We start from the raw sequence: 15400 nt of genomic DNA, 5'->3' as shown, positions 1-15400 counted from the left end.
CTATTTTTCATTCACCAGTTATCGTTTACTTTTCTTTGCTTTTTTCTTTTCCACAGGCTTTTTCGCTGGAGCCGGAGGAAATTTAGGGACAAGATTCATTAATCTAAGAATCTGTTTTTGACGTTTTAATATATAAGGAGAAGGTTTGGCTGAGTTGAATCGTATGGGATTGGGTAATGTCGCAGCAATCAATGCACATTGAGCTTTGGTTAGTTTGGATGCTGTGGTTTCGAATTTATATTTGGCAGCAGCCTGCGCACCATAAATGCCATTTCCCATTTCAATAGAGTTAAGATATACTTCCATGATTCGTTCTTTCGACCAAAATAATTCAATGAGGAAAGTAAAATAAACTTCGAATCCTTTCCGTACCCATGAAGATTGCGGCCATAAGAATACATTTTTAGCTGTCTGCTGACTAATAGTACTTGCTCCCCGTTTCTTTTTCCGTTTTTCATTCTCTTTCATCGCTTTTTTTATTTCGATGAAGTCGAAACCATTATGTGTTGCGAAACGATTATCTTCGGAAGCAATGACTGCCATCGGCAGATTAGGAGATATTTTATCAAAAGAAACCCACGTGTGTTTCCACGTGGGTTTATCTCCTGATGTAATCTGTTGAACGCTACGGATCACCATTAACGGTGTGATGTAGACCGGCATAAAACGATAAACAAGGACCGCTAGAATAGTAGATGCAAAGAAAAAAATCAGCAGATTACGAGTATAACGAAGTATTTTTTTAATTAGCTGCTTGTGCATCTTTAATCATTTGCTCGCTGGCGTACATATATACTTCTACACGACGGTTTTGTTCACGACCAGCAGCAGTGTCATTGCTGGCAACAGGATCACTTTCTCCCATTCCGTCTACACTCTTGATCTGGCTAGCCGCAACACCACAGCTCAAAAGATAACTTGATACACTCTGAGCACGCTCTTGTGACAAGTTTATATTCTTCTGGCGACTTTGTTCTGCAGTACTGTTTTTCCAGCCTTGATTATCTGTATAACCATAGATAGCTACATCCATGTCTCGGTTCTGGTTCAACACATTGTTGGCAAACTTGCTCAAAGCAGCTTTTGCTGCAGCACTCAGACTAGCATTACCTGTATTGAAAAGAATACCGGAGTCAAATGTTACTTTTACAGCTTGCAATCCGTTGTTATCGGTTATTTGTTCAACTTGAGCTCCTTCAATTTGTTTCGCTTGAGCTGCTGCTTTATCCATTTTCTTACCGATAAGTGCACCTGTACCAGCACCTACTGCAGTACCGATAGCAGCACCAATAGCAGCACCTTTGCCTTTACCGATAACACCACCCAAGATAGCACCCAGTGCAGCACCCGAACCACCGCCGATAGCAGCACCTTTACCTGTATTGCTCATACTAGCACAGCCACTGAATATCATAGTGATACTCATGAAAAGAACCATAAATTTCATCTTATTCATAATCCAATGTTTTTTAATTAGGTTTATATTCTATAATGTTTCAATAAATAACAATGCAAAGATAAATATTATTTGCCTTCGACGTTCTTTTTAAGTTAAAATAATAACCTCTATCCTTTAGATTTGTTAAGTTTTGGAAGGCGATATTTGATTTTGCATTACAGAAGGTAAGCTTAAACATCTCTTTTTGATAATTATGAACCATCCCAAAAGAATCAATCCTTTGGCAACCGTAGTAACACTGACAGCCCACCAAATTCCTTCTACTCCCATATCCATACGTACAAACAAGATAGCGAGCGGAATACGCATGTAATTACATACGATACTGATTATTGCAGGAGGTACGGTACGTCCGATACCATAGAAGACTCCTTGCATGGTGATTTCAAGCATCATGAAGAGTTGTGAGTATCCATCAATACGTAAGAAAACACCTCCGGCTTCGTAAGCTGCTCGTTCGGGAACAAAAATAGAAAAGACTTCATTTCCACAGAAGATAAACAGCAGTGTGCAAAACGTTCCAAAGATACCTGTCATCCAAAGGGTGGTATACCAGGCTTTGATGACTCGTTCAATTCGTCCTGCTGCATAATTTTGTGCAATGAAGGCACTGAGTGCGGTAGAGAATCCTTGTGAGGTATTCCATGTGATAGCTTCAATTTGTCCTCCGGTGGTAAAGGTCATTAGCCCGATGTGCCCTCCTTGTTCGGAAGCTGTCCGACAAAGGAACATATTAACGAAGGCGAACAATGTATTGAGAGTGGCTACAGGTAATCCAAGTTTCAAAATACGCCGGGTATATTTCTTTTTTAATTGGGTGAAAAAAGGGAAACCTCCGAGTAATGCATCATGATAGCGTAATTGATAGATGAAAATAAGGAAAACGGTTGCTTCTGATATCCAGGTAGCATAGGCAGCACCATTTGTTCCCAGTCCGAAACCGAAGATAAACAGAGGATCGAGTACTATGTTAAGGATTAATCCCGTACCACTGATATAAAATGGAATTTTGCTTCGTCCGGCAGCATTGTAAATTCCGGTGAAAGCTGCGGAAAGGAAAACGAAGGGTAATCCGGTAGAAATAATTTTCAGGTATTTGATTGCGTTGATTGTGATGTGTTCGTCCAGTTCGTAGATGCGTATAATAGGATCTGCAAATATGAAAAGCAATCCGCCCCAACAAATGGAGATAATAAGTGCAATTGTTATGTTGTGTGAGGCGAAATGGCGGGCATCTTCTTGATTTTGTGCTCCGATGGATTGTCCGACACTGACTTCGGAACCTACCTTATTTAATAAGGATATGGAACCGGACATCCACGTTAAGATTCCTACAGAACCGATAGCTGCAACTGCCTCACTTCCTAATCGTCCCACCCAAGCCATATCTGTTAGACTATAGGCCATCTGGATAAATGAGGTTGCCATAATGGGCATTGCTAAGTTAAATAATTGGCGGTTGATGGGACCTTGTGTAAGGTTCTTTATTCCTTGCATATAAATTTTTCTGTTTAAAGGGAAGTGCAAAGATACATAAAATTGCTATCTTCGCACATCTAATTATTCATTAATCAAAGTATAAAGATACTATGAAACAGAAATTTTCTACTCTCTTCTTACTGTTAATCATATTGTTAGCAGGTTCGCGGGTAGCTGCTCAAAATGCTCCCAAATCTTTTGATATTGAACAACCATCACTACGAGTTTTCCTTCCGGCTCCGGAGTTGGCAACAGGTCGTGCCGTAGTTGCTTTTCCTGGTGGGGGATATGTGAATCTGGCTGTAGGCCATGAAGGATACGATTGGGCGCCTTATTTTAATAAACAAGGTATTGCTTTGATTGTTGTGAAATATCGTATGCCTAACGGGGATCATACAATTCCTATTTCTGATGCGGAAGCAGCTATGAAAATGGCAAGGGACAGTGCTGATGTATGGAATCTGAATCCGAATGATATTGGTGTCATGGGTTCTTCTGCAGGAGGACATCTTGCATCGACTATTGCTACACATACTAAACCGGAACTTCGTCCTAATTTCCAGATTTTATTCTATCCGGTGATCACAATGGATAAATCTTATACTCATATGGGTTCTCATGATTTTCTTTTGGGTAAAGAGGCTTCTACTGACCTGGAAAACGAATATTCTAATGAAAAGCAGGTGACGAAAGAAACTCCTCGTGCTTTCATTGTTTATAGTGATGATGATAAGGTGGTTCCGCCTGCCAATGGAGTTAATTATTATCTGGCTTTGAATAAGAAGGGAGTTCCTTCCGTTCTTCATATTTATCCAAGTGGTGGTCATGGTTGGGGCATTCGTGAGGATTTTGCCTATAAAAATGAAATGCTTGACGAACTGACTTCTTGGTTACGTAGTTTTAAAGCCATTCGTAAAGACGCTGTGCGCGTGGCATGTATTGGTAACAGTATTACGTATGGAGTAGGAACAAGAAATCCGGAACATGATAGTTATCCTTCTGTATTAAGCCGTCTGTTAGGGGATAGCTATTGGGTGAAAAACTTCGGAGTCAGTGCACGCACTTTATTAAATAAAGGTGATCATCCATATATGAAAGAACAAGCATATAAAGATGCATTGGCCTTTGCGCCTAATATAGTCGTTATCAAGTTAGGGACTAATGACAGTAAATCATTTAATTGGAAATACAAGGCAGATTATATGAAGGATCTACAAACTATGATTGATTCATTTAAAGCATTATCTGTTCAGCCGAAAATTTATCTTTGTTTTCCTTCTAAAGCTTATCAAGTTGGAGAACATATAAACGATGATATTATTGTTAAGGAAATTATTCCAATGATCAAGAAAGTAGCCAAGAAAAATGATTTACCTATTATAGATCTTCATGCAGCAATGGATGGAATGCCTCAATTATTCCCGGACCGTATTCATCCTAACGAAGAAGGTGCAAAGGTTATGGCGAAAACTGTGTATCAGTCTTTAAAGAAATAGATTAATTATTTTTTATTACTCCTGACGTCTTAGGTTTGTAAAACGTCAGGAGTCTGTGGAAAGTTTTTTAGTGAAAATACTTGTTTATATGCTAAGAGATGACTTTTTGAAAGACTAAAGACTGTATCAACACAAGTGTTGATATGGGGTGGTGGAAAGCTAATTTAGCAAATGAAAGTTATATTTGTTCTGAATATATTTCTAATCTATTGGGGTTAGATGAAAGCGGAGTTATCAGTTTTGAAGATTTTAATCATCGTATTTTGCAAGAAGAGCAGCGTCATATAACTGTTCATTCTTTTGATGTACAACAATTCCGGACACCGTGTACTTGCTCGATACTGTCAAAGGACCTATCTGGATACGTAGCAAAATCTGTTTTCAAACTAACGAATGAAGAGGAAAATACCATCATTTACAGTATTGCAGAAACTCAGGATGGACCGGATGTGGCCACTGTTTATCAGGCTATACAGCGTAGCGAACGCTTTCTTCACAATATATAAGCATTTGCGGGTAGGCATTGAAGTTTATAATAAGGATGGAATTTTAATAGATCAGAATGATAAAGAACTGGAAATGTTTTATCTAAACAGTAAAGAGGAAATTCTAGGTATCAATGTTTTTGATAATCCGATTCTTCCGGAAGAAGTGAAGGAAAAAATGCGAAAGCATGAAGATGCAGATTTTACGTTCCAATACGATTTAATATTCTTACGCGGAAGGGATATACTCAGAAAAGTTGGTATAAGAATATCGGTGAGAAAGAAGGAACAACTCTGTCGGAAATTCCATTTTGTATGTTAGGTAAACTATACTTTGATATAGAAAGTTTTATGAAGTTCAGTATAAAAGGCATGTGATTATTGGAAACGCAATGAGTTCATACCAAAAGATCAATGTCTGACTTTAATTATTGCAATAAATTTAAGATTCAACAAAGGTAGTTTAATTGAATACTTATTTAAATTGTTTGGGAAATAAATTTCAATAACGACAAAAATTGTAATGCCAACGAACGCTATTGTGAAAGGATCAGTGATGTGGAATTTATGGCACGGTTGCCACAAGTTAAGCCCAGGTTGCAAACACTGCTACGTTTATCGTGGTGATGTCAAGCGTGATGTGGATAGTTCAGTAGTGTCGCAAACGAAAAACTTCGATTTGCCAATACGCAGGAAACGCAATGGGGATTACAAAGTTCCTTCAGGGACAATGGTATATACCTGTTTTACATCCGATTTCTTTATCGAAGATGCCGACCTTTGGCGTATGGAGGCGTGGGCGATGATGCGTGAGCGCAGTGATCTTAATTTTATGATGATTACTAAACGTATTGATCGTTTTGCTCAGAATTTACCTGAAGATTGGGGTGATGGGTATGAGAATGTGACTATCTGTTGTACGGTTGAGAATCAGATGTGTGCCGACTACCGCTTGCCTATATACAAAGCTGCACCTATCAAACATAAAATCATAATCTGCGAACCTCTTTTAGAAAAGATAGACCTGAGTGCTTTCGATATTGGTATGTGGATCGAACAGATAGTTGTGGGAGGAGAATCGGGATATGAGGCTCGTCCATGCGATTTCGATTGGGTGATGGAACTGCATAATGTATGTGTAGAGAATGACATTGCATTCTGGTTCAAACAAACTGGAGCAAAATTTATCAAAGGTAAAAAACTATATTCTATCAAACGCCAATTACAGCATTCACAAGCACGAAAAGCCGGAATAAATTTCAAATAAATAGTTTGACTGTTAGATTATCGTTATCCCTGATTTCGTGTTTTGTATTACTTTGGAATTGTAGAGTCTGCCAAAATTTGAAAGGGATCTGGAATACAAATGTGATTCGTCTAACAGAACTTATTGTTTTTTCGTCATCAATTGCTTTTGTTTCCATGTGACTAATTTGGTTAAGATATAAGTGAATATATGCATACTTACACTTTACATAGGAAACTTGAATGCTTTAAAATATATATAGAAATCAGTTTCTTTATAAATTAAAAAACGGTAGAACGGATTATTAGTTTATTGCAAATTGTTTTACTGTTTTTGAATATGAGAGAGTTTCTGAAATTATCAATGATATGTTGTCTTTGGGGAGATAATTATAATTATCGGAATACTGTAAAATAGTTTATAATAAAAATAAATGGAATATGAAATACTTGATTATTTGTTGTACGACAAAGCTGACCCGGTAATCTGAGAGAAGTGTTATATGTTATTTGTAATTTGGCAAAAACATTCTATAATTTGACTAATTTTGGGATTAAAACGTTATTATATCACATTTGACTATGAGTATTATACAGAAACTACTTTATATGGTCTTGTTTGGCTCGCTGTTTACTGCATGTGGACATACACATCTCAAGAAATGCAGTAATAAAGAAACACTGGGAAAACTTATCTTTAATGATGTTACTTTGTCCGAGCCTGCAGGACAGTCATGTGCAACCTGCCATGATCATTCGAAGGGTTTCAGTGACGAGAAGCATCGTGCTGTTTCTCCTGGTGCCATAGCTAGCCTCTTTTCTCAACGTAATTCCATGAGTATATGTTATGCCAAGTATATACCAGAATTACATTATGATGATTCTGATTCGACTTATGTTGGTGGCCTATTCTGGGATGGACGTTCTCCTTCTTTGCAGGACCAGTCCGGGATTCCTTTGGTGAATCCTGTCGAAATGGGGAATGCAGATAAAAATATGGTAGTAGAAAAGGTAAAGCGTACTGCCTATTATTCAGAGTTGGTACGCATTTATGGAAAGACTGATAATACGGATTCAATCTTTGCATATATCACTGATGCAATGGCTGCGTATGAATCTTCAGAAGAGATATCTCCTTTTTCTTCCAAATTCGATGCCTATATGGAGGGGAAATGCAAGCTAACAGAACAAGAAATGAGGGGGATGGAATTGTTTAAAACTGAGGGGCAATGTGCTAATTGCCATGTAATGAAGCGGGATGAACGGACTCACCGAATTCTCTTTACCGATTTTACATATGATAATCTAGGAATACCCAGGAACCCGGACAATCCACATTATAAGGTACCTCCCAAATATTTCCTGTTAACTTCTGATTCTATTGATCTAGGTTTAGGTGCCATTGTGACATCCGAAGGTGAAAATGGAAAGTTTCGTGTACCTACTCTCCGTAATGTAGAATTGACTGCTCCTTACGGACATAACGGGTATTTTAGGACGCTGGAAGATATTGTTCATTTTTATAATGTCCGGGATGTGGGTAATGAATATCCTCCTGCTGAGTATCCTGTTACTGTGAATGGGGAAGAGATGGGTAATCTAGGATTGACTGCTAAAGAAGAGGCAGATATCGTGGCATTTATGAAAACATTGACAGATGGATACAAAACGTGTAAATCCAAAATGAAAGGAGATAAAAAGCAAGACTGAAAATTCGGTTTGTTATATCTTTATAATCATGTATATTATTACTAGTGTCCGGAATAGTTTAGAACAAGCTAAGTTGCTCGTCCGTATCCGGCTCTAATTTAGAATTATCAAATTGATTAAAATATCCTAAGGGTACTCTTTCAAACAGAATTAACCTTATCGCTTGAGAGATTGTATAAAGATTTTGTTCCATATGATATAGCTTTTTCAGATAGTCGCAGAAGGCAATCCATATCTACGTATGTACGGCATCTTCTGTTGTTCCGAAGAACGACTGAATATGCAAATGCTGTTTTATTCATTTAAAGGAAAGTTCAATTGCTAACACTCTCTATAAAGTCCGGCTATAGTGATTGCCGTAAGTTCAAATTCATTCGTCAAAAATCGATATACAGTATTCTTACCTTCTGTGTAATCTTCATAGATTATGAGCCTCATTTCATCAGGGTAGTCCTTGGAAACAATGGGACCAGAAAGTCTTATGGTCAAATCACTGATAATACCAGTTTGTTGGTCTACCTCACGCTTTTGAATAACTTCATATTTCATGTTGTTTTTAGCTCGTGTCATGGATATGATCGACATGTGTCGGTTGTGAGCAAATTTATATTTTATCCGGATTCTTTATAAAGAAATACAGATGTTAGAAGCTTTTTCTTGCTTATAATTCCTTTTACAAAGAATAACGAACGTTATAGAGCTTTCAAAAAGCTCAAAAAAGGTAAAAAAGAGTTGTATCTTTCTATTATAACTTATACTTTTGAACGATTAACAACTAAAAAACACATTAAAGTTATGAAGAAATTGATTTTTTTATTTGCAATTTGCATTGCAGCGACTAACATTTTTGCCCAAACCGACCCTAACCAATTAAAAAAAGAAGGTAGTGAGGCGTTCAATGCTAAGAACTATCCTGTAGCTTATGCTAAATTTAGCGAATACCTAAAACAAATTAATAATCAGGATTCAGTAATTGCTTACTATTGTGGTATGGCTGCTGATGAAGTTAAGAAATATGCTGAAGCTGTGACTTTTTTTGATATAGCTATTCAGAAGAAATATAATGTAGGAAATGCTTATGCTCGTAAGGCTTTAGCTTTAAGCGAGTTGAAAAAAACGGATGAGTTTGTGGCTACTCTTGAAGAGGGACTGAAAGTTGATCCGGATAATAAATCAATGGTTAAAAATTATGGTTTACATTTCTTGAAAGCTGGAATTGCGGCTCAGAAAGCTGGTAAGAATGAAGCAGCGGAAGAAGCATTCAAAAAAGTAATTCCCCTGAATAATAAGAAATACAAAACTGACGCATTGTATAGTTTAGGAGTATTGTGTTATAATGATGGAGCCAATATATTGAAAGTTGCTACTCCGTTGGCAACATCAGATGCAGACAAGTACGCTGCAGAAAAAGTAAAAGCTGATGCTCGTTTTAAGGAAGCTGTAGATTACTTGGAAGAAGCACAAAAAGTTTCTCCGGAGAGAGCTGAAATTAAAACGATGCTCACTCAGGTACAGGGTGCAATGAAATAATTTTCTAACTATAGACTGAGTAGGGTTGCTAACAATCAAGTTTAGCAACCCTTTTTTGTACCTTGTTTTTCAAGTCCTATAGTTTTTGTATACATTTGCTCCTTCAAAATAGGAAATATATGCGATTATATACTAAAGATCAAGCAATCGAGCGAATGAATCGTTTGGGACGAAATACCAGCCCTTTTATATTTATTATTAATTATGCACAAGATGCATCTTATGTTGAGGAGGTTTCGTCTGTTGATTCTACTGAGATACTATATAATTTGAATGGATTTACTAATCTACCGCTGTTGAAGGAAAATAGCGTTTCAGCTTTTTCGAAACATAATGTTTTTTTTAATACACCTGTTCAGTGGCAATCTTTTCCTGAATCCTTTGATGTTTATAAACGTTCGTTTCAGATCGTTCAGCAAAATATATTTGTAGGAAATAGCTTTCTCACCAATTTGACGTGTTGTACTCCGATAGAAACTAATCTTAATATGAGAGATCTTTTTTTCCGTTCAAAAGCTATGTATAAATTGTGGATAAAAGATAGGTTTACTGTTTTCTCTCCTGAAATATTTATCAGAGTATGCAAAGGAAAAATTAGCTCTTATCCGATGAAAGGAACAATAGATGCCTCTTTACCATGTGCTGCCCAAATATTGATGAACGATTCTAAAGAGATTGCTGAACATGCAACTATTGTAGATTTGATCCGCAATGATTTGAGTATGGTGGCAGAACAAGTGTCAGTATCAAGATATCGTTATATTGATAAGTTGCAAACCAATCGAGGTACTATTCTTCAAACAAGTTCTGAAATTCGAGGAATATTACCCAAAAACTATCAGTCTGTATTAGGAGACATTATTTTTAAACTCTTGCCAGCAGGTTCTATTACAGGAGCGCCTAAGAAAAAGACGATGCAGATTATCGAAGAAGCAGAAAACTATGATAGAGGTTTCTATACTGGTGTTATGGGATATTTTGACGGTAGCGACCTGGATAGTGCTGTTATGATACGTTTTGTGGAACAAGAAAACGGAAAAATGTATTTTAAAAGTGGAGGCGGTATTACTTGTCAGAGTGATGTGGAAAGCGAGTATAATGAAATGAAACAAAAAATATATGTGCCTATTTATTGAAACCATTCGAATAGAGAATGGACAAATCTGTAACTTAGATTATCATACAGAACGTTTTAACCGGACTCGTGCTGCTTTTTGGAATGATATAGCTGTCATTGATTTGAAGGAATTTATTTCCCCACCAAACATCCTCGGTGTCCAGAAATGCCGGATTGTATATGGAAAGCGGATAGAAGAGATTACATACGCTTCTTATCAAGTTAGGGAGGTATCTTCTTTGCGTTTGATTGTTGATAATACGATTGATTATACCTACAAGAAAGTAGATCGGGAAAGATTGAACATTTTGTTTTCCCAACGAGGGACAGCAGATGATATATTGGTGATAAAGAATGGATTTCTGGCGGATACATCCATTGCTAATATTGCTTTATATAATGGAAATACATGGTTTACTCCGGCTCATCCTTTACTAAAAGGTACTAAGAGAGCAAAGCTTTTAGAAAAGCATTTGATCGTAGAGAAGGATATACCTTTGTCGCAAATAAATGATTATTCGTACATCATGCTGTTTAATGCGATGATTGATTGGGAGCAGATAAAATTTGCTGTTAATGAAAAATGTTTGATTTTATAAACTATAATTAACGGATTTATTCGAAGAATTACTGAACAAATACTCTTTTTAATCTGTTATATTTATGTGTTTTTCATAGTATTAGATATAAGATTAATTAAAAAGAGATTGTACGCAACTTGTGAAAGCTTAAGTACGTCAGAAGCAGAAGAGTCTGTTTTTATGATAAATGTGTTAGAGCATCGGTTTATATATAGCCGATGCTTTTTTTATGTCCTTTTATGTGCTTTTGTAGCGTTTTGTAGTTTATATGAAATAAAAATTGTACATTTGTAGGATAATAATAGAAAATAATGAAGATGAATATACCCGTTATTTTTCAATTTTTAAAAGATCTTTCTGCGAACAATAATCGAGAGTGGTTTAATGAACATCGCGCAGAATATGAAACAGCCCGTATTGAGTTTGAAAATTTTCTGGCCGCAGTGATTGCCCGTATTTCTCTGTTTGATGAGTCTATCCGGGGAGTTCAACCTAAAGACTGTACGTATCGTATTTACCGGGATACCCGTTTTTCTGCGGATAAGACACCATATAAGATACATTTTGGCGGATACATCAATGCTAAAGGAAAGAAATCCAATCATTGTGGTTATTATATTCATCTTCAACCAGATGGTTGTATGCTTGCCGGAGGTAGTTTGTGTTTGCCTCCTAATGTGATGAAAGCTGTCAGACAATCTATTTACGATAACGTGGAAGAATACATTTCAATAGTAGAAGATCCGAAATTTAAACAATACTTTTCTGTGGTGGGAGAGGATTTCATGAAAACAGCTCCTAAGGGTTTTCCGAAAGATTTTAAGTATATTGATTATTTAAAATGCAGGCAATATACTTGTGCATATAATGTTCCTGATAACTTTTTCTCTCAGCCTGATATGATGGAGCAAATAGGGAAAGTGTTCCAGCAATTCAAACGCTTCTCTGATTTTATAAATTATACGATTGATGATTTTGAATAATACCTAAATATAAACTTTAAAATTGAGCTTTTATGGTTATAGATACTTTGGATAATCTTGAAAAATATACCTCTTTGAATCCTTTGTTTGCGGAAGCTATAGAGTTTTTAAACTCTCATGACTTACAGGCTATGGAGATCGGTAAGACGGAGTTGAAAGGAAAAGATCTGTTTGTGAATATAGCACAGACACAGCCTAAGACAAAAGAAGAAGTAAAATTAGAGACACATAGAGAGTATATTGATATTCAAATTCCATTGTCGGGAACAGAGGTAATGGGGTATACTGCTGCTAAAGACTGTGTTCCTGCAAATGCTCCTTACAATAGGGAAAAAGATATTACTTTTTTTGAAGGGTTAGCTGATACTTATCTTGCTGTGAAGCCTGGAATGTTTACTATCTTTTTCCCACAAGATGGACATGCTCCCGGAATTAGTCCGGAAGGAGTGAAAAAAGTAATCGTAAAAGTAAAAGCTTTATCTTAATTCAATTCTGATATGGAAAAGACTCTGAATCTTATCAAAAACGATCCTTGGTTAGAACCGTATGCCGATGCTATTGTTGGCCGTCATCAGCATGTATTGAACAAGGAAGCCGAATTGACCAATAAAGGTAAACAGACTCTCTCGGATTTTGCATCGGGTTATCTCTATTTCGGTTTGCACCGTACACCGAACGGATGGACATTTCGGGAATGGGCTCCCAATGCTACACATATTTATATGGTAGGTACATTCAATAATTGGGAGGAAAAAGCGACCTATAAACTGAAAAAACTGAAAAACGGTAATTGGGAGATTAATCTTCCTGCAGATGCGATAAAACATGGTGATTTGTATAAGTTGAATGTTTATTGGGAGGGTGGACAAGGAGAACGTATTCCGGCATGGGCTACACGTGTGGTTCAGGATGAGAATACTAAAATATTTAGTGCACAAGTATGGGCTCCGGAAAGTCCTTATAATTTTAAGAAAAAGACATTTAAGCCTAGTACTAATCCACTGTTGATATATGAATGCCATATTGGAATGGCACAAAGGGAAGAAAAAGTAGGCACTTACAATGAATTCCGGGAGAAAATTCTTCCTCGTATTGCACAAGAAGGATATAACTGTATTCAGATTATGGCTATTCAAGAACATCCTTATTATGGAAGTTTTGGTTATCATGTGTCTAGTTTCTTTGCAGCTTCTTCCCGTTTTGGAACTCCCGACGAGTTAAAAGCATTAATTGACGAAGCCCATCAAATGGGGATTGCAGTGATTATGGATATTGTCCATTCTCATGCGGTGAAAAATGAAGTAGAAGGACTGGGTAACTTTGCCGGTGATCCAAATCAATATTTCTATCCGGGTAGCCGTAGAGAACATCCGGCGTGGGATTCACTATGTTTTGATTATGGAAAGAATGAAGTAATTCATTTCCTGCTTTCCAATTGTAAATATTGGTTGGATGAATATAAATTTGACGGATTCCGTTTTGACGGTGTAACATCTATGTTATATTATAGTCATGGTTTGGGGGAAGCTTTCTGCAACTATGGAGACTATTTCAATGGTCATCAAGATGATAATGCTGTTTGTTATCTTTCATTAGCTAATGAATTGATTCATCAGGTAAATCCTAAAGCAATAACGATAGCGGAGGAAGTATCCGGTATGCCGGGCCTTGCAGCTAAAGTGGAAGACGGAGGCTATGGCTTTGATTATCGTATGGCAATGAATATTCCGGATTACTGGATTAAAACAATTAAAGAAAAGATTGATGAAGATTGGAAGCCGTCAAGTATGTTTTGGGAAGTGACAAATCGCCGTCAAGATGAAAAGACTATTTCGTATGCAGAAAGTCATGACCAGGCATTGGTAGGAGATAAGACTATTATTTTCCGTCTGATTGATGCTGATATGTATTGGCATATGCAGAAAGGGGATGAGAACTATATAGTCAATAGAGGTATTGCTTTACATAAAATGATTCGATTACTGACGGCTTCGACTATCAATGGTGGCTATCTGAACTTTATGGGTAATGAATTCGGTCATCCTGAATGGATTGATTTCCCACGTGAAGGTAATGAATGGTCTTGTAAATATGCTCGCCGTCAATGGGATTTGGTGGATAATAAGAATTTGGCATATCATTACTTGGGTGACTTTGACGCAGAAATGCTGAAAGTGATTAAGAGTGTGAAAGATTTCCAGGCAACTCCGGTTCAGGAAGTTTGGCACAACGATAAAGATCAGATATTGGCTTATGCGCGGAAGGATCTTATTTTTGTTTTCAACTTTAATCCAAAGCAATCATTTGCAGACTATGGTTTCTTAGTGACTCCGGGAGCCTATGAAGTGATTCTGAATACAGATAACACTACATTTGGAGGAAATGGTTTTGCAGACGATTCTGTTGTTCATTTTACAATAACAGATCCTTTATATAAAAAAGAAAATAAGGAATGGTTAAAACTATATATTCCTGCGCGTTCTGCTGTTGTTTTAAGAAAAAAGAAATAAGCATTATTAAAGAATAAAAGAAGAAAATTAATTTTTGATATAAAGAATAGCCCTTGCAATAATGATTGAAGTTGCAAGGGCTTTCTTTTTATAAAAATTTACTTGTTTATAAGAATGTACTAGGACCAAGTATATCGTACATATAACTTACATTACGTTTTCGTAACATCATTCCACTGGGAGTATAAAAAAGCTGGTATTTGATATCTACATTGTCTTGCCCTACTTTTATCACGATAATGGCTTGCCATTTAGGAAATTCTACCATTGTAACATCCTCTACCACCCAACTGGCATAAGGTCCTGCTACAAAGGAATTGTAAACTGTTGGAGAAAGTTGATCGAGACTTACAAGATCAGTTTGTGTCATTTCCCATTGAGCTTGAGCATTGAACCAGACGCTTTTGGTGAATCCGTTCATTACAAAGTTGGCACAATAGTAACCGGAATCTTGTGACCAAGCTACACCGTTTGCTTTTGGGTACATCTTTTTGAAAGCTGCCTGTACATTTGAAGGAGGTGCAATAGCAAAGATAGATACAGACAAGAGCAACACAATTGTTAATAGACTAAATTTCTTCATAAGTTGTTGGTTTAGGAGATTATTTTATCTAACTAAACAGCTTCTAAGAATTTTTGTTTTGTCATGGGAGCATAATTAAGGGTATATCTAGAATTATGTTGGTAATGATAGTTTTTTGTCATCGTCATATTATATCTATTTATTAGTAGTACAGTTATTTAAATTGCTTCATTTAATCTTACTGAACGGTCGTTTTATGAAAGAAATAAGCGGTCCGTTTTG

At 36.6% G+C, this 15400-nt stretch carries 14 protein-coding genes and 1 pseudogene; 10 read left to right on the top strand and 5 right to left on the bottom strand.

Annotation, left to right across the window (positions count from 1 at the left end):
* Positions 1-18: 18 nt before the first annotated feature.
* The 3 genes from mtgA to EJF25_RS07220 form a co-directional block, all read right to left on the bottom strand.
* Positions 19-762, bottom strand: a complete 744-nt coding sequence (gene mtgA / locus EJF25_RS07230) for a monofunctional biosynthetic peptidoglycan transglycosylase (protein ID WP_125040683.1) — start codon at positions 760-762, stop codon at positions 19-21.
* Complete coding sequence (locus tag EJF25_RS07225) at positions 743-1456, bottom strand: YiaD family glycine zipper/OmpA-like lipoprotein (RefSeq protein WP_025075746.1); 714 nt, start codon at positions 1454-1456, stop codon at positions 743-745. The genes mtgA and EJF25_RS07225 overlap by 20 nt, the downstream gene beginning before the upstream one ends.
* Positions 1457-1582: 126 nt before the next feature.
* Positions 1583-2956, bottom strand: a complete 1374-nt coding sequence (locus EJF25_RS07220) for an MATE family efflux transporter (RefSeq protein WP_125040682.1) — start codon at positions 2954-2956, stop codon at positions 1583-1585.
* 92 nt (positions 2957-3048) lie between these two features.
* Between EJF25_RS07220 and EJF25_RS07215 the strand changes: the two genes are divergently transcribed.
* From EJF25_RS07215 to EJF25_RS07195, 4 genes and pseudogenes are all read left to right on the top strand, one after another.
* Complete coding sequence (locus EJF25_RS07215) at positions 3049-4434, top strand: GDSL-type esterase/lipase family protein (protein ID WP_125040681.1); 1386 nt, start codon at positions 3049-3051, stop codon at positions 4432-4434.
* 143 nt (positions 4435-4577) lie between these two features.
* Positions 4578-5139, top strand: a pseudogene (locus tag EJF25_RS25530) (PAS domain-containing sensor histidine kinase); the annotation flags it as partial.
* A gap of 303 nt (positions 5140-5442) precedes the next feature.
* Positions 5443-6186 carry a DUF5131 family protein gene (locus EJF25_RS07200; protein WP_235016744.1) on the top strand — a complete coding sequence of 248 codons (744 nt, stop codon included), beginning with the start codon at positions 5443-5445 and terminating at the stop codon, positions 6184-6186.
* 560 nt (positions 6187-6746) lie between these two features.
* Complete coding sequence (locus tag EJF25_RS07195; RefSeq protein ID WP_125040678.1) at positions 6747-7874, top strand: cytochrome-c peroxidase; 1128 nt, start codon at positions 6747-6749, stop codon at positions 7872-7874.
* Between the two features lie 321 nt (positions 7875-8195).
* Here the strand turns inward: EJF25_RS07195 and EJF25_RS07190 are convergent, their stop codons facing one another.
* Positions 8196-8444 carry a hypothetical protein gene (locus EJF25_RS07190; RefSeq protein WP_200832883.1) on the bottom strand — a complete coding sequence of 83 codons (249 nt, stop codon included), beginning with the start codon at positions 8442-8444 and terminating at the stop codon, positions 8196-8198.
* Between the two features lie 225 nt (positions 8445-8669).
* Here EJF25_RS07190 and EJF25_RS07185 point away from each other — a divergent pair, with 225 nt between their 5' ends.
* From EJF25_RS07185 to EJF25_RS07160, 6 genes are all read left to right on the top strand, one after another.
* Positions 8670-9404: a tetratricopeptide repeat protein gene (locus EJF25_RS07185; RefSeq protein ID WP_125040677.1), complete on the top strand. Its 735-nt coding sequence runs from the start codon at positions 8670-8672 to the stop codon at positions 9402-9404.
* 119 nt (positions 9405-9523) lie between these two features.
* Complete coding sequence (locus EJF25_RS07180) at positions 9524-10540, top strand: aminodeoxychorismate synthase component I (protein WP_125040676.1); 1017 nt, start codon at positions 9524-9526, stop codon at positions 10538-10540.
* Positions 10524-11120, top strand: a complete 597-nt coding sequence (locus EJF25_RS07175) for an aminotransferase class IV family protein (RefSeq protein ID WP_125040675.1) — start codon at positions 10524-10526, stop codon at positions 11118-11120. The genes EJF25_RS07180 and EJF25_RS07175 overlap by 17 nt, the downstream gene beginning before the upstream one ends.
* Positions 11121-11419: 299 nt before the next feature.
* Positions 11420-12085: a DUF2461 domain-containing protein gene (locus EJF25_RS07170; protein ID WP_200832888.1), complete on the top strand. Its 666-nt coding sequence runs from the start codon at positions 11420-11422 to the stop codon at positions 12083-12085.
* A gap of 32 nt (positions 12086-12117) precedes the next feature.
* Positions 12118-12570 (top strand): NanQ anomerase/TabA/YiaL family protein, encoded by a 453-nt coding sequence (locus EJF25_RS07165; protein WP_125040673.1) that lies wholly within the window; start codon positions 12118-12120, stop codon positions 12568-12570.
* Positions 12571-12582: 12 nt separating this feature from the next.
* A complete protein-coding gene (locus tag EJF25_RS07160; protein ID WP_125040672.1) occupies positions 12583-14595 on the top strand; it encodes an alpha amylase C-terminal domain-containing protein in 2013 nt (670 codons plus the stop codon).
* Positions 14596-14701: 106 nt separating this feature from the next.
* On the opposite strand, the gene EJF25_RS07155 is transcribed toward EJF25_RS07160, so the two are convergent.
* Positions 14702-15178, bottom strand: a complete 477-nt coding sequence (locus EJF25_RS07155; RefSeq protein ID WP_125040671.1) for a PepSY-like domain-containing protein — start codon at positions 15176-15178, stop codon at positions 14702-14704.
* Positions 15179-15400: the final 222 nt, after the last annotated feature.

It is taken from the genome of Bacteroides faecalis (assembly GCF_003865075.1).
GTDB classification, from domain to species: Bacteria; Bacteroidota; Bacteroidia; order Bacteroidales; family Bacteroidaceae; genus Bacteroides; species Bacteroides faecalis.
This window is presented reverse-complemented; position numbering and strand designations above follow the sequence as displayed.